Origin of the sequence: Kribbella sp. NPDC048915 (assembly GCF_040649595.1) — a bacterium.
Lineage (GTDB): Bacteria > Actinomycetota > Actinomycetes > Propionibacteriales > Kribbellaceae > Kribbella.
This window is the reverse complement of record NZ_JBEZFT010000026.1, coordinates 18,847-45,830: the sequence shown is the minus strand read 5'-3', so window position 1 is coordinate 45,830 and position 26,984 is coordinate 18,847. Positions and strand designations below refer to the sequence as shown.

Here is a 26,984-nt window from a genome sequence, read left to right as displayed (position 1 = left end):
GGATCAGACTGACCCAAGTCGGGTCCTGGCTGTGTCGCGGCCGTCTGCGATAGCGCGTACGACGTACTTCGCGTCGCGGGCGACGCCGCGCAGCGTGTTCGATGAGAACGAGCGCTGGAATTCGATGCCGAGGTATGCCAGGCGTTCGTGGGTCAATGAGAGGCCGCGTTTGTGGAGCGGCATGCCAGTGTTGTCGAGTGCGCCAAGGCCTGTGAGGTAGGCGACGTTGGGGCGGTAGCCGGTGGCGAAGATGACAGCATCGACTCGCTCGCCGGTGCCGTCCGCCCATACCACCTGGTCGCCGTCGAAGCGGGTGAACATGCGTCGCTGGTCGAGCAGCCCGGACATCAGGGCGTTGCTGTAGATGCCGGTGTCGAAGACCGGGGTGCCGCGGATCAGCCGTTTCAGTACCGAGGGCGGCAGTAGGTCGAGGCGAAGTGTGTGCAGCCAGTAGTGCATGTCGCGGCCTGCGCGGATCTGCGGTACGAACTGGATTGGGCGCCGCACGGCGAGCGTCGTGTTCGCCACCTCGGCAAGCTCGTACGCGACCTGGATCGCGGAGTTGCCTGCGCCGGCCACGACGACCCGCTGACCGGCGTACTGCTTCGGGCTGCGGTAGCCCGCCACGTGCAACAGCCGACCGGTGAACTCACCTGGGATGTCCGGAATGTGCGGGTTGGTGAACGAGCCGCTTGCGCAGATGACCGCGCTCGTCTGGAGTTGCACGTCTGCGTCGGTGTGCACGAGGAAGCCCGTGCCGTCCTTCTCGACGGCCGTCACGCGCGTGTTCGTGTGGATCTCTGCATCGAGCCCTGCGGCGAGCCGATCCAGATACGCCACTACCTCGTCCCTGGTCGGGTAGTTGTCGGGGTCACCCGGGAAGGGTGCGCCGGGGAATCCGCTGTATCCGGCGGGGGAGAACAGTGTCAGGCTGTCGTAGTACTCCGGCCAGGACCCCACCGTGCGCTCGCCGGCCTCCAGCACCACCGGCCGCAGTCCCGCATCCCGCGCCGCGAACGCCCCCGCCAGTCCCGACTGGCCGCCACCAATGATCACCACGGAGTTGTCTCTCATGACCTCAACATATCGTAATATCCCGATAGGACGAAACGATGAAATTGGCTACGCTGGCGACATGGCGAAGCAAGCAGGCCCACAGCTACCCGCGGAGCTGCGCACTGCCACCCACGACTTCCTCAAGGCCCTGTCGAGCCCGACCCGACAGCGGATCATGCTGCTGTTCGCCCACGGCGCCGAGCTCTCCGTCAACGAGGTCGCCGAACAAGCCGGCATTGGCCAGTCCACGGCTTCCCAGCAACTCGACATCCTTCGCCGCGGTGCCATCGTTACCTCCCGCCGTGAAGGCAAGACCGTCCTCTACCGCGCCGACCGTGAAGGTGCCGCCGAAGCTCTCGCCGACCTCCAGGCCTACCTGAAAGGCTGCTGCTGACTCACTCGTCGAGCGTCAACTGGCGGCGGTGGAAGTCGTAGTGCTGAGTCGGGAAGTGGTACACGTCGGCGAGCGTCATGTAGTCCTTGAAGTACGGGTCCCAGCGGGTCGGGTAATGCATACTGCGGGCGAGATCGGCGTCCGTCTCGGCGTCAAGGCGGCGGTGGAGCTTGTCGACCGTATGGTCGAGCATCACGGCCATTCGCGCCGGGCTGACCGTGTGGCCTGCGGCCCACGAACCGAGGAAGTTCACCTCGTCGAACGCCGGGGTCGCGGCGTTGAGCACGTTCGCGTAGACGCGGCTGGCCCCGCGCGGAAGCCGCCCGAAGATACGGACAAGTCCAAGTAGCGCACGGGTGATCAGGTAGCCCAGCAGCATGTGAAACAGCAACTGCCGATTGTTCCACCGCGTACCGTTCGACGGCCTGCGCAGGGCGTCGTCATCGGCCGACTCCACCAACTTCCGGAAATCCGCACGAACCCGCTCAAGCTCGTCGTGAACCAGCCGCCTGTCCATACCTCCATGATCCGCACCTGGGCGAAGAGCGCCAGATGAGGGCTCACCGGCCTCCAAATAAGTTGCCCTAGGCAAATTGCTGCTACGTCACTGCTACGTCACTGCTACGTGGGACGCTGAGAAACGACGATCACCACTGATCACCACTGGAAGACGAAACCGCAGGTCATCAGAGGCCGAATTCTCCCGTTCGCGCTCCAGGCGCCGCGACGCTGGAAGAGATGTACACCATCTTCGAAGGCACCTCCGAAATTCAGCGCCTGGTGATCTCCCGAGCCATCTCGGGCATGCGCATCCGCTGATGATGCGGAGTGTCGACAGGTCACCGGTCGGCTGATCCCGCATCGTGCGTAGGTTCCTGGCGTGCCGCGGGTCTGGGGGCGCGATGTTCTGCTGTCGTTGTGAACCGTTGAGTGGTATCGGCTCCGGGTTCTCAGCGGTGAGTAGTGAGGTTCTTTCGTAGCGTGACGACGGCCAGCGGAAATCGTTCGTGGGTCGGTTAATTTGGCTCTTTTTCGACTGTCGGAGGGCGACTTAGGCTACGGTTTGCTCCAAAGCGGCGAGTCACAATCCGGGGGGATCGGCATGCCGAAGCGTTTTGCGACCGCATTTCTCGTTCTCATCACTGCTGTGGGGACGATGCTGGGCCTCACCACTCCGCCTGCGTTGGCAGCCGAGGGGGATCCTGTGTCGTCCGTTGTGGCGACCTGGTCCTGTACCAGTAGCCCATGCCCATGGGGTCCGACGGACACCAGTAACGCCGCGGTCTGGCCGGCTGCGGCCGAGCCGGTCCGGGGGCGCTACGGCTACACCGTCTCCCACGACGTGTACGCGCCGGCGCCCAAGGTGGCGGGCTGGAAGATCACCGTCACTTCTGGCAGCGCCTCGGTTTTCGCGGGTCCGGCCTACGACACGCACTCGTCGCTGGCCAGCCTGTCGGCCGGTGACAGCTACACCGTGCCGAACACCCTCAGCGCCAGCAGCATCGTCAGCGTGCAGGACGGCGGGTCGTTCGAGTACACGATCACGCCAGGCACCCCGACCGACCCGCCGCCGCCCTCTGGCGACGGCTCGGTGGTGGCCACCTGGAACTGCACCGGCAGCCCCTGCCCGTCGGGCGAGAGCTACACGAGCAACGCGGGCGTCTGGCCGGCTGCGGCCGAGCCGGTCCGGGCCCGATACGGCTACACCGTTTCGCATGATGTCTACGCCCCGGCGTCCAAGGTGGCGGGCTGGAAGATCACCGTCACTTCCGGCAGCGCCACGGTTTACGCGGGTCCGGCCAACGATTCGCACTCGTCACTGGCCGCGCTGTCGGCCGGTGACACTTACACCGTGCCAAGCACGCTGACCGGCAGCAGCATCGTCAGCGTGCAGGACGATGGCGCGTTCGGGGTCACCTTCACTCCGGGCGAGCCAACCACTCCGCCACCGGCGTCCGGTGACAGTTCGGTGCTGGCGACCTGGGACTGCACCGGTACGCCCTGCCCGTCCGGTGACAGCTACACCAGCGACGCGGCGGTCTGGCCCGCGGCGGCCGAACCGACCCGGAGCCGGTACGGCTACACCGTCTCGCACGATGTGTACGCCCCGGCGGCGAAGGTGGCCGGCTGGAAGATCACCGTGGTGTCGGGCAGCGCCGCCGTGTTTGCAGGTCCGGCCAATGATTCGCACTCGTCGCTGGCCGCGCTGTCGGCCGGCGACAGCTACACCGTGCCCAGCACGCTCAGCAGTAGCAGCATCGTGAGCGTGCAGGGTGGCTCGGCGTTCGAGTACACGTTGACTCCGGGGGAGCCGACCACGCCGCCGCCGGCCGGCGATAACGAGTCGCCTCTGGTGACGTGGACCTGCACCGGCAGCCCGTGCCCGTGGGGTCCGTCGGACAGCGGGTACGCCGCCGTCTGGCCGGTCGAGACCGACCCGAGCCGGCTGCGCTACGGCTACACCGCCTCGCACGACGTTTACGCAACGGCTCCGCAGGTTGCGAACTGGAAGATCACGGTCACCTCGGGCAGCGCGGCCGTGTATGCGGGCCCGGTCGGGGACTCGCACGCCTCGCTGGCGAACCTGTCAGCGGGCGAGAGCTACACCGTGCCGACCACTTTGAGCAGTAGCAGCATCGTCAGCGTACAGAGCGGTTCGCCGTTCGAGTACACCTTCGTCCCCGGCCCGCCGGTCCCGCCGACGCCGCCCGACTGTATCGACCCGACCACCTGCGACCCGGTCTCCTGGGTCAACGCCCGCTGGCGCTACGCCGGCACCGGCGAGAACCCCGGCGACTGGTACGGCGGCGTGATCACCTGGCCGGAAGGTACGGCGTACCAGGGTAACGGCCGCTCCGGCGACAACGCGCGCAACGTTTACTCGGAGTCGGGCGTCCCGCTCTACCCGTACATGGGTGCTTGGGCCGACGGGTGCACCGTTCGCGTGGTCACGGGCCGGATCCTGATCATCGAGTGGGAGCGCGGTACTGACGAGTGGCGGGAGACCCGGGTGAATGCCGGCGAGTCGTACACCATCTCGCTTACTGGTTCCGAGGACGGCGCCATGATCGAGACGGACAACGACGTCCAGCCCTTCACGGTCTCCATCAGCAACTGCACACCGCAGCCGCTCTCGGCGCCGGCCAACCACGTCCCGGTGGCGAACGCCGGTACGGCGCAGACGGTCGCGGCTGGTTCGACCGTGACCCTCAACGGGTCCGGTACCGACGCGGACAACGACCCGCTGACCTACGCGTGGACGCAGACCGGTGGGCCCGCGGTGACGCTGTCGAGTACGACGGCGGCGAAGCCGACCTTCACCGCACCGGCCACAGCGGCCACGCTGACCTTCAGCCTGGTGGTGCGAGACGGCAAGGCCAACAGCGCACCGGCGACCACTACGGTGACCACCACCGCGGCCAACCAGGTGCCGGTGGCGAACGCCGGTACCGCGCAGTCGGTCGCGGCTGGTGCGACCGTGACCCTCAACGGGTCGGGCACCGACGCGGACAACGACCCGCTGACGTACGCGTGGACCCAGACCGGTGGACCGGCGGTGACGCTGTCCAGTACTACGGCCGCGAAGCCGACCTTCACCGCGCCGGCGACTCCGGCCACGCTGACCTTCAGCCTGGTGGTGCGAGACGGCAAGGCCAACAGCGCACCGGCGACCACAACCGTGACCGTCACCGGTTCGAACCTGGCCCAGGGCAAGTCCGCCACTCAGTCGAGCACCAGCGGTAGCGCGGTGGCGGCACGAGCGGTGGACGGCAACACCAACGGCGTGTTCTCGAACGGCTCGGTGTCCCAGACCAACCTCTCCGTCCAGCCGTGGTGGCAGGTCGATCTCGGTTCCGCGGCGGCTGTCTCCACGGTCACGTTGTGGAGCCGGACCGACTCGAACCGGCTGGGCAGCGGCTCGGTGTTCATCTCCTCGACCAGCATGACCGGCCGGTCGATGTCCTCGCTGAAGGCCGACAACTCGGTGAAGGAACTGCCGTTCTCGGCGCTCTCGTCCACCACCAACAGCGTGACCCTGAACGCGGGCAACGCCACCGGCCGGTACGTGCGGGTGCAACTGTCGAGCATCCTGGCCACTCTGAGCCTGGCCGAGGTGCAGGTCGGTGGCACCACCGGGCCCGTGAACCTGTCCACCAACCGGCCGGCCACGCAGTCGTCGACCGACGTCGGCACCGCCGCCCGGGCCGTGGACGGGAACACCAACGGCGTCTTCGCGGCGGGGTCGGTGAGCCGTACGGCGTCGAGCTCGCAGCCGTGGTGGCAGGTCGACTTGCAGACCAGTTCCCGGGTCAGCAACGTCACGGTCTACAACCGGACTGATGCCTCGGCCAACAAGCTGAACAACGCGGTGGTGTTCCTGTCCACCGCCAGCATGTCGGGCCGGAGCTACAACCAGCTGATGGCCGACTCCACGGTGACCAAGCTGAGCCTCGGGCCGACGCCAGGGCCGGTCACCAGCCTGTCGACCAACACCGTGGCCCGCTACGTCAAGGTACAGTCGCCGGCCACCAGCGCCGGCGTGATCAGCCTGGCCGAGGTGATAGTGACAGGCACCCAACCGAACTGACACGCAACCAGCGACCCGTCTCGGCTCGCCCGCGACGGGTCCCTGGGGTGCGGGATTGCTAGGGGGCGAGTAGAGCGCGTGCTGATGAGTCTCCTGTGATAGGGACCCGGCTGCATGGTGGGGGTCAGGCCGGGTGGAGTGTTGGGCGCTGGTTGGAGCGGCTGGCAGATCTTGGGGCTCGGCCTGGTGACAGCCATGACGAGCGCTTGCGGCAGGGGACGCTGATCTTTTCGTCGTTGTTGATAGCGGCGCTGTCCACGGTTTGGGTGACGACGTACCTCGCGTACGGCGACCCGGTGTCGGCGGCGATTCCGGGGCTCTACCAGGTGATCACGCTCGTCGGTCTGGGTGTGCTGGCGCGGACGCGGCGGTTCGCAATGTTCCGCAATACGCAAATGGTCGCGTTCCTCGTGCTGCCGGCTCTGTTGCAGGTGTCGCTCGGCGGCTTTGTGGCTTCGAGCGCGATGATCCTCTGGGCGATCTTCACGCCGTTGGCGGCGCTCGCCCTGCTCGGCATCCGGCGTTCCGTACCGTGGCTGGTGGCGTTCTTCGTCGAGCTGCTCGTACTCGCAGTGCTCGATTCCCGGCTCGCGCGATCCCCGTCGGAGCTGCCACCCAGCTTCGAGGTCACCTTCCTGGTGCTGAACATCGCGGGGGTGATGGTGAGCGCGTACGTGATGCTCGGCTACTTCGTGGAGCAACGGGAACGAGCGCATCGGGACCTCCAGGCCGAGCGGGAGCGTTCGGAGCGGCTGCTGCTCAATGTGCTGCCGGAGCCGATCGCCGAGCGGCTGAAGACCGAGCCGGGGGTGATCGCGGAGCACTACGACGCGGTGAGCGTGCTGTTCGCCGACATCGTCGGCTTCACGGAGCGGTCGGCGGCGATGCCGGCGGCGGACGTCGTGAACCTGCTGGACGACGTGTTCTCCGCGTTCGACCGGATCGCCGACTCCGAGGGCGTCGAAAAGATCAAGACGATCGGGGACGCGTACATGCTGGTCGGCGGCCTGCCGACCCCGCGGCCGGACCATCTCGCGGCGGTTGTTCGTACGGCGCTCGCGCTCCGGTCCGAGGTTGCGCGCATCGCGGCGCTGCCCGGTCAGGAATGGCTCGCGGTGCGCATCGGCATCGACTCGGGTCCGGTCGTGGCCGGCGTGATCGGGCGACGCAAGTTCATCTACGACCTCTGGGGCGACACCGTGAACACCGCGAGCCGGATGGAGTCGCACGGCGTCCCCGGCGAGATCCAGGTCACCGGACGCGTGGCCGCCGCGCTCGGACCGGAGTTCGCAGTACGCCCACGCGGCGCCATCGAGGTCAAGGGCAAGGGCCCGATGCGGACCTACTTCCTCGATCGCCCGCCGGCGGCGCACCAATCTCGGTAGAACTGCCGCCGTTGCAGCGTTCTTGCAGCGTTGCGGGAGGCAGGGTGGGGGTGAGCTTTCGGGGGAGGGGAGCATGCCTGTTGCGCCGTTGAAGGAGCTTGTGGACGAAGCTCTCGCCAAGGGGTACGCGGTTCCGGCGATCAACATCGTGGACGAGCTGAGCTTGCGCGCCGTCGTCGACGCCGCGGTGGAGTTGAGGTCGCCGCTGATCGTGCAGACGTCGGTGAAGACCGTGAAGTCGGTCGGGCGCGACGTACTGAAGGCGATGTTCGACGCGACCGTCGCGCCGGTGCCCGTTCCGGTCACGCTGCATTTGGATCACTGTCCGGATCGGGCGGTGATCAGTTCGTGTCTCGAGGCGGGCTGGAACTCGGTGTTGTTCGACGCGTCGGCGTTGCCGGTCGAGGAGAACCAGCGTCAGACCGTCGAGGTGGTCGCCGAGGCGCGGAAGTACGGCGCTCACGTCGAAGGTGAGATCGAAGGGATCACCGGCGTCGAGGACGGCGTGGGATCGGACACCGAGTCGGAGCGTCAGTCGCTGGAGGTCGCCACGATGTTCGTGGAGACGACCGGAGTCGACGTGTTCGCGCCCGCCATCGGCAACGCGCACGGCATCTACCGGTCGAGGCCGGAGCTCGATTCGCAGCGGATCACCGATCTGGTCGCGGCGACCGGGATTCCGATGGCGCTGCACGGCGGCTCGGGGCTGACGCCGGAGCAGTTCCGGGACCTGATCAGCCGCGGCTGCGCGAAGGTGAACATTTCCACCGCGCTCAAGGTCGCCTACATGAAGTCGTCGCTCGAACATCTGGAGCAGGCGCGGGCAACCGACAAGTGGGATCCGCCGACGTTGTTCCGCCACATTCACGCGGCCGTGAAGGCGATGGCGGTGGAGCACATCGAGATGTTCGGCAGTGGCGGCCGGGCATGACCGCGCTGATTTTCGACTGCGACGGCGTACTGGGTGACACCGAACGCGACGGGCATCTGCCGGCGTTCAACGCGACGTTCGAGCAGTTCGGTCTGCCGGTGCGCTGGTCGGTCGAGGAATACGGCCGGCTGCTGCGCATCGGTGGCGGCAAGGAACGCCTGGCCACGGTGCTCGACGACCCGGAGGTATGGCGTGCGGCCGGCTCGCCCGCGACGCCCGAGGAGCGCGCCGACGTCGTGGCGACCTGGCATCGGGCGAAGACGAAGACGTTCACGGACCTGGTCGCCGCGGGCGTGATCCCGCCGCGTCCCGGCGTACGACGGATCATCACCGATGCATTGGCGGCCGGTTGGACCGTGGTTGTGGCGTCGACGTCCGCGGAGCCGTCGGTACGGGCGGTGCTCGCGGGCGCGGTGGGGGACGAATTGGCGGCGACGATCCCGGTGTTCGCCGGAGACGTCGTACCGCGGAAGAAGCCCGATCCGGCGGTGTACGAGCTGACCGTACGGGAGCTCGACCTGGACCCGGCCGACACCCTGGTCGTCGAGGACTCGCGCAACGGTCTGCTGGCGGCCACCGGCGCGGGGCTGCCGACCGTGGTCACAGTGAGCGGCTACACGCGGGACGAGGACTTCACCGGTGCGGCGCTCGTCGTCACCAGCCTCGGCGACCCCGGCGGCGAGCGCCTCGAGGTCCTCGCCGATCCCTGGGGGGTCGCCCCGGCGGACGCGCTCGAGCTCGCCGATCTCTCCCGGCTGACCGGCCGGGTACCCAAGGAGGGCTGACATGACGGACAGCTGGAGCGACGTCGACCTGGTGATGACGACGATCATCGACACCTGCCTCGCCAACGAGAAGTACTTCGGCGACCTGGACTCGGTGGTCGGCGACGGCGACTTCGGGTACTCGCTCGCTCGTGGTTTCGAGAAGCTCAAGGACCAGTACGGCGAGCTCGACCGGACCGACATCGGCACGTTCCTGAAGAAGGTCGGGATGCTGGTGACGTCGCGGATCGGTGGCACCTCGGGGCCGATCTGGGGCACCGCGTTCCTGCGCGCCGGAATGACCGCCGGAACCGCCACGAGCCTGGACGGCGCGACTGTGGTGGCGATCCTGCGGGCCGCCATCGAGGGCATCAAGACCCGCGGCGGTGCGGACCTGGGGGAGAAGACCCTGCTCGACGCGTTGGTCCCGATGACCGACGCCATCGAGGAGGCGCTCGAGGCCGGCCTCGACAGCGACGAAGTCGTGGACCGGGCCGCCGCGGCCGCGCGTTCGGCGGCGGACGCGACGGTGGGCATGGTCGCGATGCGCGGCCGGGCCGCGTACACCGGCGAGCGCAGCCGGGGATCGGTCGATGCGGGAGCCGTCGCGGTCGCCGTCCTGATGGAGCAGATTGCACAGAGCTGGAAGGGGAGGGGCTCCAGATGAAGAAGTTCGTCAACGATCCGAAGAACTACGTGCCGGAGATGCTGCAAGGTATCGCGCTGGCCAATCCCGAGACATTGCGGTACGTCCCGGAGTACAACCTGATCATGCGCACGGACGCACCGCGCGACGACAAGGTCTCGATCATCCAGGGCTCGGGGTCCGGGCACGAGCCGGCGCACGTGATGACCGTCGGCAAGGGGATGCTCGACGCAGCCTGTCCGGGGGACGTCTTCGCGGCGCCGCCGATGGAGTACGTGTACGAGACCACGAAGCTGCTCGCGTCGCCGAAGGGCGTTTTGCTGCTGGTCAACAACTACACCGGTGACCGGATGGCCTTCGACATGGCCCAGGAGCTCAGCGTCGCGGACGGGCTGAACGTGCGGACGCTGATCATCGACGACGACGTGTCGGTCAAGGACTCGACGTACACCGTCGGCCGGCGTGGTGTGGCCGGCAACTTCTTCGTGATGAAGGCCGTCGGCGCAGCCTCCGAACAGGGCGCGGAGCTCGACGAGGTGGTCCGGATCGGCGAGAAGGTCAACTCGGTGACGCGCACGATGGGGATGGCCCTGACCGCCTGCACCCCGCCGGCCAAGGGCTCCCCGCTGTTCGAGCTCGGGGCCGACGAGATGGAAATGGGTGTCGGGATCCACGGTGAGCCGGGGCGCAGCCGGGAGAAGCTCGCACCGGCGAACGAGATCATCGACCAGATGCTCGAGGCGGTCCGCTCGGACCTGCCGTACGAGTCCGGTGACGACGTCGCGCTGATGATCAACGGCCTGGGCGGCACGCCGATCAGCGAGCTGTACCTGCTGTACGGGCGGGCGCACCAGGTGCTGACCGACCAGGGGATCAACGTACGGCGCAACTACGTCGGTGAGTACTGCACCTCGTTGGACATGGCCGGGGCCTCGGTCACCCTGGTCAAACTCGACGACGAGATCGACGAGCTGCTGTCCGCGCCGGCCGAGATCGCGATCCGGGTGTTCTGAACCATCCCGGGTGTGCTGAACCATCCCGGGTGTGCTGAGCCTGATGTGGGGACCGTGGGCCTCGGCCGGTCGTCCCCACGTCAGCTTTCCGCTTCGTCCAGGCCGTAGTCGCGGCGGAGTCGCCGTACTTCGGACCAGGTCGACTGCCATAGAGGTGACCCCGGCGAGAGCAGTGTCAGTTGGTGCTCCCACGCGCTCAGATCGTTCACGCCGGCGTACGAGCGTGTCCAGGCGACGACCAGATCGACGTCGTGCGTCATGAGTACGGCGCTGCGGATCCGGTTCTCGAGGCGGTTGCGCGAGGCAACGACACCGGGCGCGTCGGATTGCGGCAGCAGCGGCCCGGCGTACCGGCGCAGCGCCGACGAGAGCAGGTGCGAGTCGAGGTCGTCGGCGGTATCGAGCCAGTCGGCGCTGATGTCGCGGCGCAGCCGGTACGGGCGGGACTCGACGACGTCAGCGCCCAGTAGCGCGCGCAGCCGAGTCATCTCGCCGCGGAGCGAGGATCGGTGGTCGGTCTCGCCGTACAGCGCATCGGACAGCTCTTCGGCGGTGAGGCCCTCGGGATGTTCGGCGAGCAGTACGACGATGTCGCTGTGCCGGCGGCTGAGTCGGACGTCGCGGTCGTCGACACGTACTTCGGCATCCGGTCGTCCGAGCGCGGCGATCTGCATCCGGCGGCCGGTGTCGCCGGTCAGTTTGCGCAGGATGGTCAGCCGGCCGAGTTCGGCCTCGGCCATGCGGGCGGCGGCCCGGACGAGAGCGAGCGACTGGGGTGAACCGGCGTCGACGCCGCCGGTGATGTCGACGACGCCGAGGAGCCGCTGCGTGTCCGGGTCGTAGATCGGCGCCGCCGCGCAGGACCACGGCTGCACCAGCGTGGTGAAGTGCTCCGCCGATCGGATCTGGATCGGTGCGGCCACTTCGAGCGAGGTACCGAGCGCGTTCGTGCCGACCTGGCGTTCGGCCCACCACGCGCCTTCGCTGAAGTGGATCCCGTCCGCGGCACGCAGTACGTCGGGCCGTCCGCATACCCAGAGCAGCCGGCCGTCGCTGTCGCCGACGGCCATCACGTAGTCACTGTCCACAGCCGCTCGGCCGAGAACGTCGTACAGCATCGGGAAGACCGCGGCCAGCGGGTGCTCGGCCCGGTACGACGCCAACTCGTCGGCCCGGAACGCGAACGGTGCGGCCGCGTCGGATCGCAGCCCGGCCGCGATCGAACGACTCCACGATGCCGCGACCAGCCCACGTACCGGCTGCTGCTCCCCACCCTCGACGAACTCCTCGTGCCGCCGATGCAGCCATCGGTCGATGGAATCCACGCTTCCAGAGAACTGCCGAATTCGGCGAAAGTCCACCCCCGTTCACGCACCGTCAAAGGGATTCCTACCCGCCGTGTCGGTGGCCTGAGTGGCGGTTGCGTTCGGCGTGCGGTCGATCGGAGTTCAGACGGTGTTCACGGGGTGCGCGTGGGATGCGGTTGTCCGTCCTTTCAGCGTAGGAGAGTTGTTGTGCACGATCATGATCACGGCCACGACCACCACCACGAAGCGGTTGATTTCGAGGCGGCCGATCCGCAGGACAGCACCACGGCCGGGCTCTCGCGCCGGCAGTTGATGAAGGTCGGCGGCGTCGGTGCCACGCTGGCCGCCGCGACCGCGATCCCGGGTACGGCGTTCGCTGCCTCCGCGCACGGTCCGCAGCCCGGCGGTGCGGGGCGCGGCCGGGCATGGCGGGCGGGCGATCACCACATCCACTCGGAGTACTCAGGCCGGTTCGACACCACCAAGAACCCGCCGATCTTCACCAAGGGCGCGGACGCGGTGTACCCGATCGTGACGAACGCGATCATGGCGAAGAGCTTCGGGCTGTCGTGGGTGATGTGCACCGACCACGGCGGTCCGACGCACTCCAAGGTCAACCTCGAGCTCGCGTACCCGGACCTGCTGAAGTCACGCCGGCTCGTTCCCGAGGTACTGCAGTTCTGGGGGATGGAGTTCGACGCGCCGGCGATGGACCACCACACGCTGATGATCCCGCGCCGCGACAACGAGGCCCAGCTGCTGTATGACCTGGAATCGCGCTTCGCGAAGAACGACCCGTTTCCCGCCGACCGGTCGCGGGACACCGAGTCGAAGATGGTCGAATTCCTCAACTACGCGAAGAACCTGACCGCGAAGCCGCTGGTGATCGCCCATCACGCCGCCCGCTCCGCGACCGGCCTCGGCGTCTGGGGCCAGGACACGCCGCACGAGTTCCGGAACAACCAGGACGCCGCCCCGGACGTGTACGTCGGGTTCGAGGGTGCGCCCGGTCACCAGGCCGGCCCGCTGAACGGCGGCGCCCGCGGCGGGTACGGCAGCTACCCGACGCACGGCGGCTACGACCAGATGACCGCGATCGTCGGCGGGCTGTGGGACTCGCTGCTGGGCGAGGGCCGCAAGTGGTGGATCACCGCCACCTCGGACTCGCACGTACACTGGACACGCGGTGGCTCGGACTTCTGGCCGGGTGAGTACTCCAAGACGTACGTCAACGCGCGGCAGGACTACGCCGACATCATGGACGGCCTGCGCACGGGTCGGATCTTCGTCACGACCGGCGACCTGATCACCGGACTCGACATCGCCGCCACCAATGGCCGGCAGATCGCGACCGTCGGGCAGCAGCTCACGATCACCAACCGCCGCGACAACGACGTCACGGTGGAGATCCGGTTCCGGCCGCTCACCGGACGCAACGGGAACGGCGATCGCCCCGAAGTCAACCGCGTCGACCTGATCGTCGGCGAGATCACCGGCCCCGTCTCCGACCGCGACGCCGCCACCAACCCAACCACCAAGGTCGTCGCCCGCTACGGCAAGTCCGACTTCCGCCGCGTCGGCTCCGAATACGTCGTGCGCCACACGCTGCGCGACGTCACCGCCAACTGCTACCTCCGAGTCCGCGGCACCAGCACCGACGAGGCCGAACCGGCCGCCGACGGCCTCGAAAGCCCTTGGGACGACCTCTGGTTCTACTCCAACCCGATCTTCCTCAAGACAGCCTGACGAGTAGGCCACTGACGCGCGGCCAAACGCGAGCTTGGATCAGGAGACTGTCCCATCAGGGCGGCCGCCGCACCTCTGTGTGGTGGCTGAACCGACCCGGGTGCACACGGTGCCGGCGCCCGGCGCGGTGTCTGTGTCCGACGCAGTGCCAGTGTGCGCGCTGCCGGGGCCGCGCGGTGCCAGTGCGCGGTGCCAGTGCGCGGTGCCGGGCCGCGCGGTGCCGCGCCGCGCGGTGGCGGTATGCGCGTTGCCGGCGTGCGCGCTGGACCACATCCGCCTCCCATCGCCAACTGCCGGGGGCTTGAACAGGAAGCGGTGGGCGTACACCGGTTATTTCCTGTTCAACGCCCCCGCCGCGCGGGCAGGCCCCCGCCGGGCGGGCAGGCCTCCCGGCCGTGCCCGCCGTCGAATGGCCTCCAACCATCCACGCGGCAAAACCGATCCGCCCTGCAGCGCAAGCTCGCCGACGCCTTCGGGTACGAAGTCAGGAGAGCTGGCCGCCTCTCAAACCTCCACCGTCCGCGCCCTACCACCGCGCCCCGACACGTGCTCGCGCGGTGGGTTTACCCACCGTGTTGTGGGTTCCTGACCCGTCTGCAGGGTGGGGAACCCACAACAGCGTGGGTGAACCCACCTTCGGGTGGACGCACCGGTACTCCTCGGGCGGCGGCGGCGCAGCACCGCGCAGCACCGCGCCGTACCGCCATACCGCCGTACCGCCGTACCGCCGTACCGCCGTACCGCCGTACCGCCGTACCGCCGTACCGCCGTACCGCCGTAGAGATGGGTGACAGATCAGTTGCTGGTGTGGGTTATCGCGACGGTGCTGCTGGAGTTGCTGTGGGTGCTGTTGACCCTCTTGCCGTTGACTACCAGCGCGACGGTCAGGCCGTCGGCGCCGGTGGTTTTGTGAATGTTGACGGTGTAGGTGCCTTTGGAGGACTTGAGCTGGATGGTGGCGGAGCCGCAGCCTTTTCGGGTGGTGGTGCCGATTTGGCCTGACCAGCAGGTCTTCTTGGAGGTGGTGATTTTCACCGTGGCTCCGGATTGTGAGGTGATCGGCCGTCCCTTGCTGCCGCCGCCCGGGGGGTCGGTGGGCTCGCAGCCTGTCAGGGCACAGGCGACGAGCGCGGCGGCCGCGAGGGGGAGGCCGTGCTGCGATGCGGGGTGGAGGGGCATCGCGTCGCCTCCCGTCAGCGGGTCTGGACGGAGATGTGGGGTTTCACACTGAGCGGCTTGAGTTCCTTGCGGACCACTGCTTCGAGTCCGGTCGAGTCGCTGTTCTTGGGCGCTGCGAGAAGCTTCGCCTTGGTCCGGTTCGTGAGCTGGTTCTGCAGCTCGTTGGCGAGCGCTTCGAGTTGCTGCCGGCCCTTCCGCGAGAGGGTTCGATGTTTGTTGGTCACCACAACGAGCTGTACGGCGACCGCGGCCGACGTACAGCCGGAGCACGACGCGTTGACCGCGAACGCCCGGTTCTGGGCGGCGACCGAAACACCGGGACGTACCACGAGCACCTGCACCGAGACGGCTGTCGCTCGGCAGTTGGTACAGGTCGACCAGGCGTTCGCGAGGTTGTCCGCGGTCGGCCGCTTCGCCTTGTTCACGTAGATCACCTGGACCGTGGCCGCCGTACCGCGGCAGCCGTCGCAGGTGGCGGACGCACTGGCGACGGCGTCGGCCTGTGCCGTTCGGCCGCGGGCGCGCTCGAACATTGCGGTGCGGTCGGTGTCCCTGCTTCCTGGCGTACCCGGGTTCGCGGACGCGACCAGGTCGAAGTCGCGGCCGTCGCGGGCGGTGAGCATGGTCGCGGCACCGGCCGTACCGGACACGAGGGATGCGACGACGAGGATCGCTTGCAGGCGGTTGGTCATGGCGCTCCTTGAACGGTGGTGGACGGTTTGGTGAGCGAGCCGGCGTTCCAGCGGTTGAAGGTGAATCCGTCGGCGACCAGCTCGGCGAGTTCGAGGTAGGCGTCGCGAGTGGCAGCGCGCAGATCGTTGAGGTCGACGGCGGCGCCACTGTCGAGGGCGGGGTCCCAGGGGATGCGGACGGTGCCGGCGCAGCGGGCCGAGAAGTGTTTCTCGATCTCGTCGAGCTGCACCCAGCGCTGCCGGTTCCGGGTGGTGTTGATGACGGCCACGGCGGACGACACCAGGTCCGCGTGACCGTGCTGATCGAGCCAGTCGAGCGTTCCGGCGGCGACCCGGGCGCCGTCGAGCGCGGGTGGCATCACGACAACGATCTGGTCGGCCTCGCGCAGGATGCCCTGGATCGCACCGTCGAGGATGCCGGTGCCGGTGTCGACCAGGATGAGGTTGTAGTGCTGGGTGAGCAGGTCGAGTACGACGCGGTAGTCGCGGTCGCCGAGCGCCTGGCTGATCGTCGGGTCGTCGTCGGACGCGATCACCTCGAGCCGGCTCGGCGCCTGGGAGGTGTACTCGCGCAGGTCGGCGTACTTCGTGATCAGGTCACGCTCGCCCAGCAGGTTCGTGACCGTGGCCGGCGACTCACGCCGTACCCGATAGACGAGCGAACCGGCGTCCGGATTGGCATCCAGTGCGACGACTCGATCGCCGCGGTGGATGGCGAGTGTGTGCCCGAGCATGAGTGTCGTGGTCGTCTTTCCGGCACCGCCCTTGCGGCTCAACGTCACGACCCGCCGAGGTCCTCGCAACGGAGCCCGCACGCGCTCGATGCGTTCCAGCTCGCGTTGCTCGGCGGGACTCGGGCCGACGTTGATCCGGCCGCTGGTCACGAAGTACAGCCCGTGGCGCCAGCCGTGGGTCGGCGGCGGGACGCGGCGCTGCAGCATCCGGTCCTCGGTGAACGCCGCGGCGCCGAACGGTTCGTCAGCCTGGTTCATCGGTTCCTCCTCGGCCGGTGGCAACCCGGTCTTGCGGGCCCGGTACGCCCGTACGAGATGCAGCAGCGACTTGGCCAGTACGACGCTGAGGCCGACGATCGGGAGCGTGATGGCCAGCAGCGAGAGAATCGCGAGGGCCCCCGCCCCGAGCTGCCCCGCACCGAACATCGCGCCCGCATCGGTCACCAGTTGGGTCGCGCGATCGACGAAGCGGCTCAGGTACCCGGGCGCGTTCCAGAGGATCACCCCGAGGCCGATGAACAAGCTCGGGACGGTGACCAGCACCCAAGCGGTGACGATCACGCGCGTCCGGAGCCGGAGTTGGCGCACGGCCGGATCGTCGCGTCGGTGCGGGAGCAGGCTCCGGATGATCGGACGCACGTGCCCGAACAGGTTCGGTACGCCGGCCAGATCGCCGAGGATGTAGTACCCGTCGAAGCGGATCACCGGCAGCAGTTGCTGCACGATCTCCAGGTGCGACAGGAAAACGATCGTGAGCAGCGGCGCCCAACCCGTCCACAAGTACGCGCCTGCCGCGGCGACGATGAACACCGTGTTGAAGTACACACCACCCAGATCGGTCCGTAGCCGCCCGGCACGGTTGAGCCGATACGCGTTGGTGACGTTGGTGTAGAACGCCGGGATCCACAAATAGATCCCGACGCCGATCGGCCCTGGTTTCGCACCGCCGTACGTGCACCCTGCCGCATGGCCGAACTCGTGGAACAACGTCGCGACGAGCAGCAGGATCAGGACCGCCAGTACTCCGCTCGGTGTGATGAGCGCGGCGAAGACATCGGTCACGGACAGGTGGGTGACGACCCACGTGTCGAAGGCGATCACCGCGAGCAGCACCAACGCGACCACGGGTCGATGGAAGAGCGGAGCGAAGGTCCGCCCCACCACCCGTACGGCGGCGGTCGGCAACAGGATGCCCCGAAGACTCAACGCAAGCAGGGGATCCGCTCGCCGATGACCGATCGGTGCGCCGTTGCGCAGGGCAACCAGCCCGGACGGCGCCAGCCGTTCGTCGATGAGGCGGACGAGGTCGTCGGACTCGAGGCGGCGCCCGTAGGCCCGACTGACCCGGTCCGCGAGCAGGTCGAGGGACGTACGCCCGTCCGCGTGCTCGACGATCAGGTACAGCAGCTTCGTGAGCAGCACCATCTGCCGATCGGCGCGCGCTGCCAGGTAGCGCTCGTCGCGAAACCCTGAGCCTTCGTACCTGCCGAGCAGGCGGACGCCGGCAGCACGGCTCGGCCGCGGCCCGCCGTAGTGCGGCACGGTGCTGTGCGCCAACTCGTTCGTCGTCATGATGTGCCGGCCCTCGACCTGGGGCGGGGGCCGTCGTGGTCCCCCGCCCGCGGTTGTTCAGTGCTGATACGCGACGATGTACTGCATCGCGTTGGCGGCCGCGGTCGAGCCGACCGATGCCGCGTTCACCGCGATCGCCACATTCACCGCGGTGATGTTGGTGAAGTTGACGAGTGCCAGCGCCTCCCGAGCGGGTAACAGCTCGGCGGACTGGCTCGCGACCTCCGTACGGGAGATCGTTCCGAGTTCCGTCATCTGAACTCCCTGAGCCTGGTGGCGTGTGGGCGGCGCCCATCCTCATCGCCGCCCACCCGCCGGTTCCGGTTAGTGCTGGTTGACGTAGATCGACTGGTACGCCGCAGCCTTGGCCGCGGACCAGTACGACGACGCGTTGAGCGCCACCGCCGTGTTGGACGCGTAGATGTTCGCCCAGTTGTACGCCCCCAGCGCCTCACGCTCCGGAAGAACCTGGACCTCCTCCAGGTCGAGGTCGACGCTTGTCAGCAACTCGTTCATCAGTCACACCTCCCCTCCGCCCTGATCGGTGTTCACGATCAGTGCATGCCCCCGTGCATCCTCAGTGTGTTGTCACGGCGTTGTCTCGGCGTTGTCACAGCGTTGTCAGGACTCCGGAGGTCGACGTAACGCCTGTCGTCAGGGGATCGTTGCCTTCAACGTGGGTCTTCCGGTGATGCGTGACCGTGAGGTCCGGGACAGGCAGGTGTGCGGCCCGCGGGGGAGTGGATCATGACCGAGCAAGGACCGGCCGAGCCGGTGGGGGCGGCCGCGCTGGTGATCAGGGTCTGGCGGGAGCCGGCCGACGTCGGCCTGCGGGCGCGGATCTCGCGCCGGGACGACCTCGACGTGGACGCGGAAACGAGTGTCGTCGTCGCCTCCGCGGACGACGTGTACCGCGAGGTTCGCGACTGGCTCGAAGGATTTCTGCAGCGCTCAGCACCCGAGCGCTAGCGGAGGGTGGCCTGGCGGGCCGGCGCCGACACACGCCGTACCCGATCGGGCCGTCAGGGTTGACATCGGGCCCATCCTGCCGAATGGTGCTGTAGGGGGCGGTGGCATGTGGTGTCCCGATCGTCACGCGGAGCGGACGGTGGCGGGCGCCCAGCGCTGAGGGGAAAAGGGGTCCGCAGCGGCTCACCGTCATGAGACGTGGGGAGGCCGGCGGTGCGAACTTCCGTCGCCTGCGAGGTCCAGCTGCAACTGCTGGGAGACTGGCTACTGACCACCAGGAACGACAACCCTGACCCGGCACGGATCAAGTTGCCGTCAGGTCCACAGCATCTGATCGCGTTGCTCGCGCTGCACCGTAGATGTCCGCGCACGCAGGCGGCCGCGACCTTGTGGCCCGACTGCACCGACAACGTCGCGTCGGCCCGGTTACGTGCCGTGCTGTGGCGGCTGCACCACCGGCACTCCTCCGTACCGCAATTGCTGGAAGTCGACGACGATTCGTTGGCCCTGGCATCGAATGTCGAGGTCGACGCGCAGCGTCTGCGGACGAGCGCCGAACAGCTGATCCACTCCGCCGAACTGACCGACGACATGGTCGACCATGCCGCGCCCGCCGTCCTGCACTCCGCGGAGTTGCTGCCGGGCTGGTACGACGACTGGGTGCTGGCCGCTCGCGAGCGGTTGCAGTTCTTGCGACTCGGTGCGCTCGACGCACTGGCGGCGTACCGGCGAGGGCAGCGGCGCAACCACGAGGCATTACAGGCCGCCCGCGCCGCGACGGCGATCGAACCGCTGCACGAGAGTGCCCACCGGGTGATTGTGCAGACGCACTTGGACGACGGTGACATCGTCGAGGCGGTGCGGCACTACGAGCAGTACCGCGCGATGCTCGACCGCGAACTCGGCCTCCCACCCAGCGACCTCTTCAAAGCCCTCGTCGAGCCCTACCAAGTAGCCACCCCGCGCCAGTTCGCCCGCCTCCGCTGACGGCATCCGGCCGCTTCGCAACGGTGTCCTCAGCTCTCGGTGAGCAGGCCTGGCGGTACTGCGACGTCGAGGTCGCGGAGGAGGTTGGCGACCTTGTAGTCGAGTGCGCGGCCGACGGCGGCGATGTCGACGATGCCGAAGCTCGAGAACTGGGTGCTGGGCTGGTCGATCGAGAAGCGGGTGACGCCTTCGCGGTCCTGGTGGATCGTGGTGCGCAACGGGGCGTAGAGCATCACCGTCGGGTCGTGCCGGTACATCCGTTCGGCGATCGTGTGGTTGCCCATCAGGTACGTGACGCACAGGCCGTCGTCGCCCGCGAGGCGCATGATGTCGCCGGCGTCGGTGCTCCAGTACCGCAGAAATCCGTGCGGTGCGCTCTTGGCCGTCGCGGCGAGGATGGCGTCCCAGCTCGGCCGCTCCGCGCGGGCTTTCGCGGCTTCGGCGAGATCCAGGGCCGGTACGGCGGCCTCGTATCGCGCGCGGAAGTCCTCGAACGTGGCGTCGGTCGGGATCGACCAGCGGACGGTTTCGTGGGGTACTGCGATGACGTCGGACATCGGAGCTTCCTTCTCCAGGAGATGTAAAGTGATCGCTGTACTTCGACGGTAGGGCGCGACTGCCGCGAAGTACAGTGATCGCTATACTTGCGCCATGAGTGACGCGGCTGGGGAGCGCAGCGGCGGGCGCGGTGCGCGCGAGCGGATCCTGCGCACGGCGGTGCAGTTGTTCGCGCGCGACGGCGTACAGGCAACCGGGATCGCGAAGCTGACCGAGACCGCGCAGGTGTCGACGCGGACCCTTTATCAGCACTTCGCCAGCAAGGACGAGTTGGTCAGGGCGTACCTCGAGCGGCTCGAATCGGACGGGGTGCTCGCCGCTGAGGCGTCGCTCGAGCAGGCTGCGCTGAGTCCACGGGAGCGGATCCTCGGGCTGTTCGTCGAGGTGGCGCTGGATGCGGCGGGGACGATACGGGGTTGCCCGCTGCACAACGTCACGGTCGAGGCCGCGGGGACGATGCCGGAGGCAACGGTTCTGGTCGAGCGGCACAAGCAGCGCTTCGCGAAGCGGCTCATCGAGACCGCGGCCGAGGCGGGTGCGCAGGAGCCTGAGGTGCTGGGTCGCCGGCTGGCTTTGATTTTTGAGGGGGCGCGCGCTCTGTCGACGTCACTCAACGACACCCGGCCCCTCCGCGACGGGCGAGACCTGGCCGAAGCGTTGCTGGATCAGGCGACTCAGGGCATATCGGTCAGGTGAACGACGCACGCGTCGGGCTGGGCGAAGGGTTCGAGGGTGTGCGCAGTGATGGGGGCGCGGATCGTTTGGAGGGCGCCTTGCATCAGGCCGAGGTGTAGCGGGCAGAGCGTGGTTGAGTACTCCTCCGCGAGCTCCAGGAAAGGGCAGTGCCGTAGCCGGATGCTGTTGGGGGAGGAGTTGTCGATCTCGGGTGCGAAGCCGAGGTCGGTCATCATCGCGTTCAGACGCCGAGTCGACTCGGTGGCGTCCGGTCGATGGGTCGGCGGTACGTTCTCGATCAGGTAGCCTCCCCACTCGCGGCCGGCTTCCTCGGCCGCGGCGGCTGGATCTGGGCTGGTCGTCAGTTGCCCGAGTAGGATCTTCGCCAGCAGGTGGTACTGGCGCGGGCCGCTGCGATCCATCCCCGGATGTGCGGCGTACGCGGTCCGTGGGCGGCCGCGCCCCGCCGGCTTCTCCAGTTCGCGGTCGACCAGGCCTTGCGTCACGAGTACGTCGAGGTGGAAGCGGACCGTGTTCGGGTGCAGAGCGAGCCGCTCGGCGAGATCGCTGACGCCCAGTGGGGCGGGCGCACCGCGCAGGGCGTCGAGGACGGCCTGTCGTCGCGGTCGGTCGACAACGCTTCGGCCGGCGTCGTTTTGGCCGACGGTGCTGCGGCCGACGGTGCTGCGGTCGGCGGTGTCGCGGTCGGGCTGGGCCGTGGAGTGAGCCATGGAATCAGCTTGCCTGCTCCTGCGGCGGTAAGGCGGCAATCAGCGGCGGATCGTGCGGCAGCGCGCCGACCTTGAACGCCCCGCCGGGCGAGCCGAGCGTTTCGAAGAAGTCGGCGTTCGCGCCTTGGTACTCCTGCCACTCCTCAGGCAGATCGTCCTCGTAGAAGATCGCCTCGACCGGGCAGACCGGTTCGCACGCACCGCAGTCGATGCACTCGTCCGGATGAATGTAGAGCGACCGGCCGCCTTCGTAGATGCAGTCGACCGGGCACTCGTCGACGCAAGCACGGTCCTTGACGTCGACACACGGCAACGCGATCACGTACGTCACAACGCCTCCTCAGCTCTTGTATTTACTACAAATAGCACATGTAATAAATAGACGAAACAGTGCGAAGGGGGCGGTATGGCGACCACGGAGATCTTCATCCAAGAGGTCGGGTCGGATCCGGAGGTGATCGCTCGGCAGGAGCTCCGCGCGACTCACGACCGGCTACGCCAACGCCTGGCCGAACTGGCAAGCCGGCCGGACGAGTCGGCGCTGGTGGAGTTCTGTGATCGGGAGCTCCGCGAGTATCTGATCACCGCCGACCGGACGTTGCACACGCCCGCCGCCGCGAACGACAGGACCCGGCTGCTCGCCGAAGCGCTACGGATCGGGGCCGTCACGTTGAACACCCAGATCGACCAGTTGGCTACTGACGACCCCGGCGATCTGGGTCGCCTCGGCGCGGCACTTGCCGCCTGCCTGGATCTACAACTCCGCATCGAGGAGTCGGTGCTGCTACCGGCCCTCGAGCACCCTCCCGTCGCATCGGCGCTCGCCAACGCAGAAGATCCGTCCCCGCAGGGCATGAACGGCGCGCGTGAGCTGACAGTTGATCCGGGCCTTGTCGACGTACGGCGGATCGCTCGGGGTGGGCGTCATCCACGGGTGTTTGCGACATTTGAGAGGCTGGCGCCGGGAGAATCCTTCGTGCTGGTGCACAGCCATGATCCGAAGCCGTTGCGGCGGGAGTTCGAGACGATGCATGCGGGTGAGTTCAGCTGGGCGTATCTGCAGACCGGGCCCGACGAGTGGCGTGTACGCATCGGGCGGCCGGCTGCCGATGACTGAGGAGCAAACAGCGGCTCAGGTGCGCGTGCTGGCGGATCTGAACGAGTTGATCGCCGATCCGCGAGTACCGTCCGGCGCTCGATGGAGGCTCGCCGAACCGGGGCGGCAGCTCGACGCCAATCTGGTCCACCTACCGGCCGGGCAGCGGGTGGAGACCCACACCGAGCTCGATCTCGACGTACTCCTGGTCGTAGTGGACGGCAGCGGAATCATTGGCACGCCCGATGGATCGCAGGAGTTTGCCGCCGGCAACATCGTCTGGCTGCCGCACGGCTCGACGCGGAGCGTCACGGCCGGTGGTGACGGTCTGTCGTACCTGACCGTTCATCGCAGACGGCCCGGGCTGCAGATCAAGGCGCGGTCGATCAGGCTTCGTTGAGCAGCTTGGCCAGGACTGCCGCCTGACTGTGCTCCACATCCTTGGTTGCCGTCAGCAAGGTCAGGTTGTCGCGCTCGGCCAACGCGCGGAGGTGGTTGAGTGCGGCTTGTGCGATGGCCTCGTTGAGCTCCTCGCGGTACCGGGCCTCGAACTCGGCGTACCGCTCCGGCGCATGTCCGTACCACTTGCGGAGCTCGGTGGACGGCGCGACATCCCTGTTCCACTCGTCGATCGCGGCCGCGTCCTTCCGGAGGCCACGCGGCCAGACCCGATCGACCAGCACCCGTACGCCGTCGTCGGCGGACGGGTCGTCGTAGCTGCGGCGTACCCGAATCACGCCGTACCCCCGACGGATGAGCTGCGCTGCATGTGATCACGTCCTCCACGGATGCTACGACGCCGCGTGCCGTTGCCCACTTGCGATGCCAGCGGCTGGTCTGCACAAGTATCTCTCCGCGGAATGTCGTTGCCGACTCCCGGCAATTCACTGGGTTCGACATCGCCGACGAGGCCCGTACCGTTTCGGACCTCGTCGCGTCATCGTGGAACGTGTCGAGCACGCCTCCTGCACCGGGAGACGGGCAGATCCCGATCCGCCGTACGGACAACGGCGAACCGGGCGGCGCCGAGACAGCACTTGCGCAAGTGCGGGCGGACATCTCGGCCCCGCGACACCCGCGCAGACGGCGGAGGCGCCCGGCCCGGACACCCGCACCCTCCGCCGCCCGCGCCCACCCCCGACCAACGCACGTACAGCTGGGCCAGTTGCCGGGGGTGTGGACAGGAACTGGGGCCTGGGGATGGGTTATTTCGTGTTCCGTGGGTCGGTTTGGTGTTCATACCCCCGGCAACTGGCTGGTCTTGCGTAGTCCGGCTCACCGGGGACCCGTAGTCCTGGCTCACCGCGGACCCGTCGGCCGCGGCCCGGCCACCGCATGCCACGTAGCGGTGGGCCAGTTGCCGGGGGTGTGGACAGGAAGCGGGGCGTGGGCGTGGGTTATTTCCTGTTGCCTGGGTCCGCGTGGTGTTCACGCCCCCGACTACTGGCCACGCGCTGTCGAGGTGGGCGGTTGTGAGGGGGCTTATGGTCGGCGGTTGGTGCGGGTGCTGTACTGAGGCCACGCCGGGCGTAAGGGGTTTGGGATGGGCGGCTCCAGGCGAGTGGAATGGCCGGGGTCCGGTGGTGCGAATGCGGCCGACGAGGCGTGGTTGACGGCGATCGCGCAGGCGGCGGCCGGTGGATCCGCCGAGGCACCGCTGGAGTTGCTGGTCGAGTATCTGTCGCTGCTCGCTGATGCCGCGATCTCGGGCCGGCGGCCCAAGGAACACGAGATCGCCATCGTCCGCGAACTCGGCCGACGCGCCGCCGAGCAAGGTATCCCCGTCGGCCGCGTCGTCGACCTGTACCTGTCCGCCGCCTCGAGGATGTGGCGCGATCTCCCCGATGTCGTGCCCTACCGCGATCGCGACACAGTTCGTGCCTCGGCGCAGTCCGTACTGCGGGCCGTGGGCGAGGCGATCGCCGTACTGGTGGACAGCTACCAGGCCGCGGTGGCGGCGGCCGGCGGTGACGAGGACGCCGTACGGGAGGCGTGCGAGGTCGGCGTGATGGTGCGCGAGCCCAAGCACGGGGCGTTCGCGCGACACCCGGTGCTGGCCGAGGTGGCGTACGAAACGTTGCTCGCGCAGAACCGCCGACAGGTGCACGGCAGGCTGGCGGCAAATCTGGCCGCCGTGCTGCCGGAGCGGCCGACGGCGGCGGAGATCGCGGAGATCGCGGAGCAGTACCGGCGGGCTGAAGACACCGAGCAGGCGCTGGTTTGGTCGGTACGGGCGGCGCGCGTGGCTGAGCGGGGATATGCCATCGCCGAGGCCGGTCACTGGTATGCGGTCGCCGCTTCGTTATGGGCTCCCGAAACCCAAGCTGGGACGCAAGCAGACATCCCGGAGCGCCTGTCGCTGCTCGTCTCCGCCGCGACCCACCTGGCCTCCGTCGGTGAGACCACCAGGGCGATGGAGCTGCTGCGAGGCGACCTGACCACACTGTCGGAGACCCCAGACCAGGTCCTGGCCGCGGCCTTGACGCGCGGCTGGCTCGGCACCGCGGTAGGAGACACCGCCCAGGCTTTGAGTGACATCGAACTCGCTCATCGCCTGGTCCCCGCCGACGACCCGGTGACGTTGGCCAGGATCTGTGCCAGTGAGGCGATGGCGCTCGGGACCTGTTCACGCTGGGACGAGGCCGAGGTGCCGGCGCGGACCGCGCTCGAGCTCGGTGCCCGGTACGCAGACATCCGAACCGTCGGCAAGGCGCACTTCCTGCTCGGCGTTCGGGCGAACCTGCGAGGACAGGTCGCGGAGGCCGTCGATCATCACCAGCGGGCGTTGGTGATCGCCCACGCGGTGGCCGAGCCGGAGGATCTTGCGATGGCCGGGGTCGGGCTCACGGATCTGTACCTGCGGCTGGGCAATCCGGACCGCGCCGCGCGGGTGGCGAGTTTCGTCGGTTCGCGGGTACGGCGGTTGATGCTCGGCCGGCACTGGCTGGAGGACATCATGGACGGCAACGTCGTCCAGGCGCTCTACGAATCCGGCCGATGGGACGAGGCTGTCGCATGGCTGGGTGAGCCGTCGGAGCCGTCCGAGCTGTCCGAGCTCGGCTTCTTCCAGGTGATGGTGGTCCCCGTCCACCTCGCCCGCGGCGATGTCGCGACAGCGGAACACTTGCTGCAGCAGGCCGCATCGTTGAGCGAGCGCGACCAGCCGCAGTTCGTCGGCCCGTACGGCGAGGCGCGGGCGCGGCTCCTGGTGCAGACCGGCCGCGCGCAGGAGGCACTGGACCTCGCGCTGTCGGTTGCCGGGACCGCGCGGGCCACCGACGACGAAGACGTGGAGGTCGGGCTGCTGCTCGCCGGTCTCGAAGCGGCCGCCGCGGCGAACGCACCCGACGGCCTCGAACAGCTGGTGTCCGATCTCGGCGGCCCACCGACCGGCCGGACGCGCGCCGCCGTGGCTGCGGTGATCGACGGCGAGCGAGCGCGGGCTCGGGGTTCCTTCGACCCGCGGCCGTGGTTGCGCGCGGCCCACGAGTGGTTCGCGCTCGGGCGGCCGTACGACGAGGCGCGCGCACGGTTTCGCGCGGCCGAGGCGATCCTCGCGAGCCGCCGCGGCGTGATGGCCCGCCGCTCGGCGGCCCAGCAACTCGTCGCGGCGTGCCGGCTCGCGCAGCGGCTGCGTGCCGGCCCGCTGCTGCACGAGATCGATCGCGTCGCACGCCTCGGCCGAATCGATGCCGAACGCCCGGACAACGCCCACGCGGAACACAGCAGAGCCCCGGCAGGTCCGAAGGCGTTGACCGAGCGCGAGCAGCAGGTCCTGGCGTTGCTGGCCGCCGGCCTCACCAACCGCGAGATCGGCCGCGCGCTGTACATGAGCCCGAAGACCGCGAGCGTCCACGTGACCCACATCCTCGGCAAGTTGGGGGTCCGGAGCAGGGTCCAGGCAGCCGCCGTCGCCGGGCGCCTCCGGCTGGACCGCGGAGGTGACGCGCGCGCTCGATAG

At 68.3% G+C, this 26,984-nt stretch carries 27 protein-coding genes; 15 read left to right on the top strand and 12 right to left on the bottom strand.

Annotated elements, in window-relative coordinates; genetic code table 11:
- Positions 1-3: 3 nt before the first annotated feature.
- A complete protein-coding gene (locus AB0B82_RS16255; RefSeq protein ID WP_360168052.1) occupies positions 4-1,074 on the bottom strand; it encodes an NAD(P)/FAD-dependent oxidoreductase in 1,071 nt (356 codons plus the stop codon).
- Positions 1,075-1,135: 61 nt separating this feature from the next.
- On the opposite strand from AB0B82_RS16255, the gene AB0B82_RS16250 reads away from it, so the two are divergent.
- Positions 1,136-1,450, top strand: a complete 315-nt coding sequence (locus tag AB0B82_RS16250; RefSeq protein WP_360168049.1) for a metalloregulator ArsR/SmtB family transcription factor — start codon at positions 1,136-1,138, stop codon at positions 1,448-1,450.
- 1 nt (position 1,451) lies between these two features.
- Here AB0B82_RS16250 and AB0B82_RS16245 read toward each other — a convergent pair whose 3' ends face one another.
- Complete coding sequence (locus AB0B82_RS16245; RefSeq protein ID WP_360168046.1) at positions 1,452-1,967, bottom strand: DinB family protein; 516 nt, start codon at positions 1,965-1,967, stop codon at positions 1,452-1,454.
- An 825-nt stretch (positions 1,968-2,792) separates the two neighbouring features.
- Here AB0B82_RS16245 and AB0B82_RS16240 point away from each other — a divergent pair.
- From AB0B82_RS16240 to dhaK, 6 genes are all read left to right on the top strand, one after another.
- Positions 2,793-6,038 carry a discoidin domain-containing protein gene (locus AB0B82_RS16240; RefSeq protein ID WP_360168043.1) on the top strand — a complete coding sequence of 1,082 codons (3,246 nt, stop codon included), beginning with the start codon at positions 2,793-2,795 and terminating at the stop codon, positions 6,036-6,038.
- Between the two features lie 266 nt (positions 6,039-6,304).
- Positions 6,305-7,423, top strand: coding sequence for an adenylate/guanylate cyclase domain-containing protein (locus AB0B82_RS16235; protein ID WP_360168040.1), 1,119 nt, complete (start codon positions 6,305-6,307; stop codon positions 7,421-7,423).
- 73 nt (positions 7,424-7,496) lie between these two features.
- Complete coding sequence (locus AB0B82_RS16230; RefSeq protein WP_360168037.1) at positions 7,497-8,354, top strand: class II fructose-bisphosphate aldolase; 858 nt, start codon at positions 7,497-7,499, stop codon at positions 8,352-8,354.
- Positions 8,351-9,139: an HAD-IA family hydrolase gene (locus AB0B82_RS16225; RefSeq protein ID WP_360168034.1), complete on the top strand. Its 789-nt coding sequence runs from the start codon at positions 8,351-8,353 to the stop codon at positions 9,137-9,139. The genes AB0B82_RS16230 and AB0B82_RS16225 overlap by 4 nt, the downstream gene beginning before the upstream one ends.
- Position 9,140: 1 nt before the next feature.
- Positions 9,141-9,785 (top strand): dihydroxyacetone kinase subunit DhaL, encoded by a 645-nt coding sequence (gene dhaL / locus AB0B82_RS16220; protein WP_360168031.1) that lies wholly within the window; start codon positions 9,141-9,143, stop codon positions 9,783-9,785.
- The gene (dhaK, locus tag AB0B82_RS16215; RefSeq protein ID WP_360168028.1) at positions 9,782-10,777 is read left to right on the top strand and encodes a dihydroxyacetone kinase subunit DhaK; all 996 of its coding nucleotides are present in this window, start codon (positions 9,782-9,784) and stop codon (positions 10,775-10,777) included. Before dhaL ends, dhaK begins: the two co-directional genes overlap by 4 nt.
- 80 nt (positions 10,778-10,857) lie before the next feature.
- On the opposite strand, the gene AB0B82_RS16210 is transcribed toward dhaK, so the two are convergent.
- On the bottom strand, positions 10,858-12,102 hold the full coding sequence (locus AB0B82_RS16210) for a GAF domain-containing protein (RefSeq protein ID WP_360168025.1): 1,245 nt from the start codon (positions 12,100-12,102) through the stop codon (positions 10,858-10,860).
- Positions 12,103-12,291: 189 nt separating this feature from the next.
- Here AB0B82_RS16210 and AB0B82_RS16205 point away from each other — a divergent pair, with 189 nt between their 5' ends.
- Complete coding sequence (locus AB0B82_RS16205; RefSeq protein ID WP_360168022.1) at positions 12,292-13,830, top strand: hypothetical protein; 1,539 nt, start codon at positions 12,292-12,294, stop codon at positions 13,828-13,830.
- Positions 13,831-14,470: 640 nt separating this feature from the next.
- Complete coding sequence (locus AB0B82_RS16200) at positions 14,471-14,611, top strand: hypothetical protein (protein ID WP_360168019.1); 141 nt, start codon at positions 14,471-14,473, stop codon at positions 14,609-14,611.
- A gap of 14 nt (positions 14,612-14,625) precedes the next feature.
- Here AB0B82_RS16200 and AB0B82_RS16195 read toward each other — a convergent pair whose 3' ends face one another.
- The 5 genes from AB0B82_RS16195 to AB0B82_RS16175 form a co-directional block, all read right to left on the bottom strand.
- Entirely contained in the window at positions 14,626-15,009 is a 384-nt protein-coding gene (locus AB0B82_RS16195; protein ID WP_360168016.1) for a hypothetical protein, read from the bottom strand.
- A gap of 14 nt (positions 15,010-15,023) precedes the next feature.
- Positions 15,024-15,701 (bottom strand): hypothetical protein, encoded by a 678-nt coding sequence (locus tag AB0B82_RS16190; protein WP_360168013.1) that lies wholly within the window; start codon positions 15,699-15,701, stop codon positions 15,024-15,026.
- Positions 15,698-18,007 carry a MinD/ParA family protein gene (locus AB0B82_RS16185; protein WP_360168010.1) on the bottom strand — a complete coding sequence of 770 codons (2,310 nt, stop codon included), beginning with the start codon at positions 18,005-18,007 and terminating at the stop codon, positions 15,698-15,700. Before AB0B82_RS16185 ends, AB0B82_RS16190 begins: the two co-directional genes overlap by 4 nt.
- A gap of 57 nt (positions 18,008-18,064) precedes the next feature.
- On the bottom strand, positions 18,065-18,262 hold the full coding sequence (locus AB0B82_RS16180) for a hypothetical protein (RefSeq protein WP_360168007.1): 198 nt from the start codon (positions 18,260-18,262) through the stop codon (positions 18,065-18,067).
- A gap of 69 nt (positions 18,263-18,331) precedes the next feature.
- Positions 18,332-18,523, bottom strand: coding sequence for a hypothetical protein (locus AB0B82_RS16175; protein ID WP_360168004.1), 192 nt, complete (start codon positions 18,521-18,523; stop codon positions 18,332-18,334).
- A gap of 231 nt (positions 18,524-18,754) precedes the next feature.
- Here AB0B82_RS16175 and AB0B82_RS16170 point away from each other — a divergent pair, with 231 nt between their 5' ends.
- The gene (locus AB0B82_RS16170) at positions 18,755-18,976 is read left to right on the top strand and encodes a hypothetical protein (protein WP_360168001.1); all 222 of its coding nucleotides are present in this window, start codon (positions 18,755-18,757) and stop codon (positions 18,974-18,976) included.
- Between the two features lie 213 nt (positions 18,977-19,189).
- Positions 19,190-19,963 carry a BTAD domain-containing putative transcriptional regulator gene (locus AB0B82_RS16165; protein WP_360167998.1) on the top strand — a complete coding sequence of 258 codons (774 nt, stop codon included), beginning with the start codon at positions 19,190-19,192 and terminating at the stop codon, positions 19,961-19,963.
- A gap of 29 nt (positions 19,964-19,992) precedes the next feature.
- Here AB0B82_RS16165 and AB0B82_RS16160 read toward each other — a convergent pair whose 3' ends face one another.
- Entirely contained in the window at positions 19,993-20,520 is a 528-nt protein-coding gene (locus tag AB0B82_RS16160; protein ID WP_360167995.1) for a DUF302 domain-containing protein, read from the bottom strand.
- A gap of 94 nt (positions 20,521-20,614) precedes the next feature.
- Between AB0B82_RS16160 and AB0B82_RS16155 the strand changes: the two genes are divergently transcribed.
- The gene (locus tag AB0B82_RS16155; protein WP_360167992.1) at positions 20,615-21,217 is read left to right on the top strand and encodes a TetR/AcrR family transcriptional regulator; all 603 of its coding nucleotides are present in this window, start codon (positions 20,615-20,617) and stop codon (positions 21,215-21,217) included.
- Here the strand turns inward: AB0B82_RS16155 and AB0B82_RS16150 are convergent.
- Both AB0B82_RS16150 and fdxA read right to left on the bottom strand, forming a co-directional pair.
- Positions 21,196-21,927 (bottom strand): helix-turn-helix domain-containing protein, encoded by a 732-nt coding sequence (locus AB0B82_RS16150; RefSeq protein WP_360167989.1) that lies wholly within the window; start codon positions 21,925-21,927, stop codon positions 21,196-21,198. The genes AB0B82_RS16155 and AB0B82_RS16150 overlap by 22 nt on opposite strands.
- A gap of 4 nt (positions 21,928-21,931) precedes the next feature.
- Positions 21,932-22,258 (bottom strand): ferredoxin, encoded by a 327-nt coding sequence (fdxA, locus tag AB0B82_RS16145; RefSeq protein ID WP_360167986.1) that lies wholly within the window; start codon positions 22,256-22,258, stop codon positions 21,932-21,934.
- Between the two features lie 75 nt (positions 22,259-22,333).
- Here fdxA and AB0B82_RS16140 point away from each other — a divergent pair, with 75 nt between their 5' ends.
- Together AB0B82_RS16140 and AB0B82_RS16135 are read left to right on the top strand one after the other, a co-directional pair.
- A complete protein-coding gene (locus AB0B82_RS16140; protein ID WP_360167983.1) occupies positions 22,334-23,044 on the top strand; it encodes a DUF2249 domain-containing protein in 711 nt (236 codons plus the stop codon).
- Complete coding sequence (locus AB0B82_RS16135) at positions 23,037-23,423, top strand: hypothetical protein (protein ID WP_360167980.1); 387 nt, start codon at positions 23,037-23,039, stop codon at positions 23,421-23,423. The genes AB0B82_RS16140 and AB0B82_RS16135 overlap by 8 nt, the downstream gene beginning before the upstream one ends.
- Here AB0B82_RS16135 and AB0B82_RS16130 read toward each other — a convergent pair.
- Positions 23,410-23,760 (bottom strand): DUF488 family protein, encoded by a 351-nt coding sequence (locus AB0B82_RS16130; protein WP_360167977.1) that lies wholly within the window; start codon positions 23,758-23,760, stop codon positions 23,410-23,412. The genes AB0B82_RS16135 and AB0B82_RS16130 overlap by 14 nt on opposite strands.
- An 806-nt stretch (positions 23,761-24,566) precedes the next feature.
- On the opposite strand from AB0B82_RS16130, the gene AB0B82_RS16125 reads away from it, so the two are divergent.
- Positions 24,567-26,984: a LuxR C-terminal-related transcriptional regulator gene (locus AB0B82_RS16125; protein ID WP_360167974.1), complete on the top strand. Its 2,418-nt coding sequence runs from the start codon at positions 24,567-24,569 to the stop codon at positions 26,982-26,984.

What these genes read in the sequence shown, in the direction of transcription:
- AB0B82_RS16255 (WP_360168052.1), bottom strand. Translation starts at nt 1,074, where the DNA reads ATGAGAGACAACTCCGTGGTGATCATTGGTGGCGGCCAGTCGGGACTG.
- AB0B82_RS16250 (WP_360168049.1), top strand. Translation starts at nt 1,136, where the DNA reads ATGGCGAAGCAAGCAGGCCCACAGCTACCCGCGGAGCTGCGCACTGCC.
- AB0B82_RS16245 (WP_360168046.1), bottom strand. Translation starts at nt 1,967, where the DNA reads ATGGACAGGCGGCTGGTTCACGACGAGCTTGAGCGGGTTCGTGCGGAT.
- AB0B82_RS16230 (WP_360168037.1), top strand. Translation starts at nt 7,497, where the DNA reads ATGCCTGTTGCGCCGTTGAAGGAGCTTGTGGACGAAGCTCTCGCCAAG.
- AB0B82_RS16225 (WP_360168034.1), top strand. Translation starts at nt 8,351, where the DNA reads ATGACCGCGCTGATTTTCGACTGCGACGGCGTACTGGGTGACACCGAA.
- dhaL (WP_360168031.1), top strand. Translation starts at nt 9,141, where the DNA reads ATGACGGACAGCTGGAGCGACGTCGACCTGGTGATGACGACGATCATC.
- dhaK (WP_360168028.1), top strand. Translation starts at nt 9,782, where the DNA reads ATGAAGAAGTTCGTCAACGATCCGAAGAACTACGTGCCGGAGATGCTG.
- AB0B82_RS16195 (WP_360168016.1), bottom strand. Translation starts at nt 15,009, where the DNA reads ATGCCCCTCCACCCCGCATCGCAGCACGGCCTCCCCCTCGCGGCCGCC.
- AB0B82_RS16190 (WP_360168013.1), bottom strand. Translation starts at nt 15,701, where the DNA reads ATGACCAACCGCCTGCAAGCGATCCTCGTCGTCGCATCCCTCGTGTCC.
- AB0B82_RS16185 (WP_360168010.1), bottom strand. Translation starts at nt 18,007, where the DNA reads ATGACGACGAACGAGTTGGCGCACAGCACCGTGCCGCACTACGGCGGG.
- AB0B82_RS16180 (WP_360168007.1), bottom strand. Translation starts at nt 18,262, where the DNA reads ATGACGGAACTCGGAACGATCTCCCGTACGGAGGTCGCGAGCCAGTCC.
- AB0B82_RS16175 (WP_360168004.1), bottom strand. Translation starts at nt 18,523, where the DNA reads ATGAACGAGTTGCTGACAAGCGTCGACCTCGACCTGGAGGAGGTCCAG.
- AB0B82_RS16170 (WP_360168001.1), top strand. Translation starts at nt 18,755, where the DNA reads ATGACCGAGCAAGGACCGGCCGAGCCGGTGGGGGCGGCCGCGCTGGTG.
- AB0B82_RS16160 (WP_360167995.1), bottom strand. Translation starts at nt 20,520, where the DNA reads ATGTCCGACGTCATCGCAGTACCCCACGAAACCGTCCGCTGGTCGATC.
- AB0B82_RS16155 (WP_360167992.1), top strand. Translation starts at nt 20,615, where the DNA reads ATGAGTGACGCGGCTGGGGAGCGCAGCGGCGGGCGCGGTGCGCGCGAG.
- AB0B82_RS16150 (WP_360167989.1), bottom strand. Translation starts at nt 21,927, where the DNA reads ATGGCTCACTCCACGGCCCAGCCCGACCGCGACACCGCCGACCGCAGC.
- AB0B82_RS16140 (WP_360167983.1), top strand. Translation starts at nt 22,334, where the DNA reads ATGGCGACCACGGAGATCTTCATCCAAGAGGTCGGGTCGGATCCGGAG.
- AB0B82_RS16135 (WP_360167980.1), top strand. Translation starts at nt 23,037, where the DNA reads ATGACTGAGGAGCAAACAGCGGCTCAGGTGCGCGTGCTGGCGGATCTG.
- AB0B82_RS16125 (WP_360167974.1), top strand. Translation starts at nt 24,567, where the DNA reads ATGGGCGGCTCCAGGCGAGTGGAATGGCCGGGGTCCGGTGGTGCGAAT.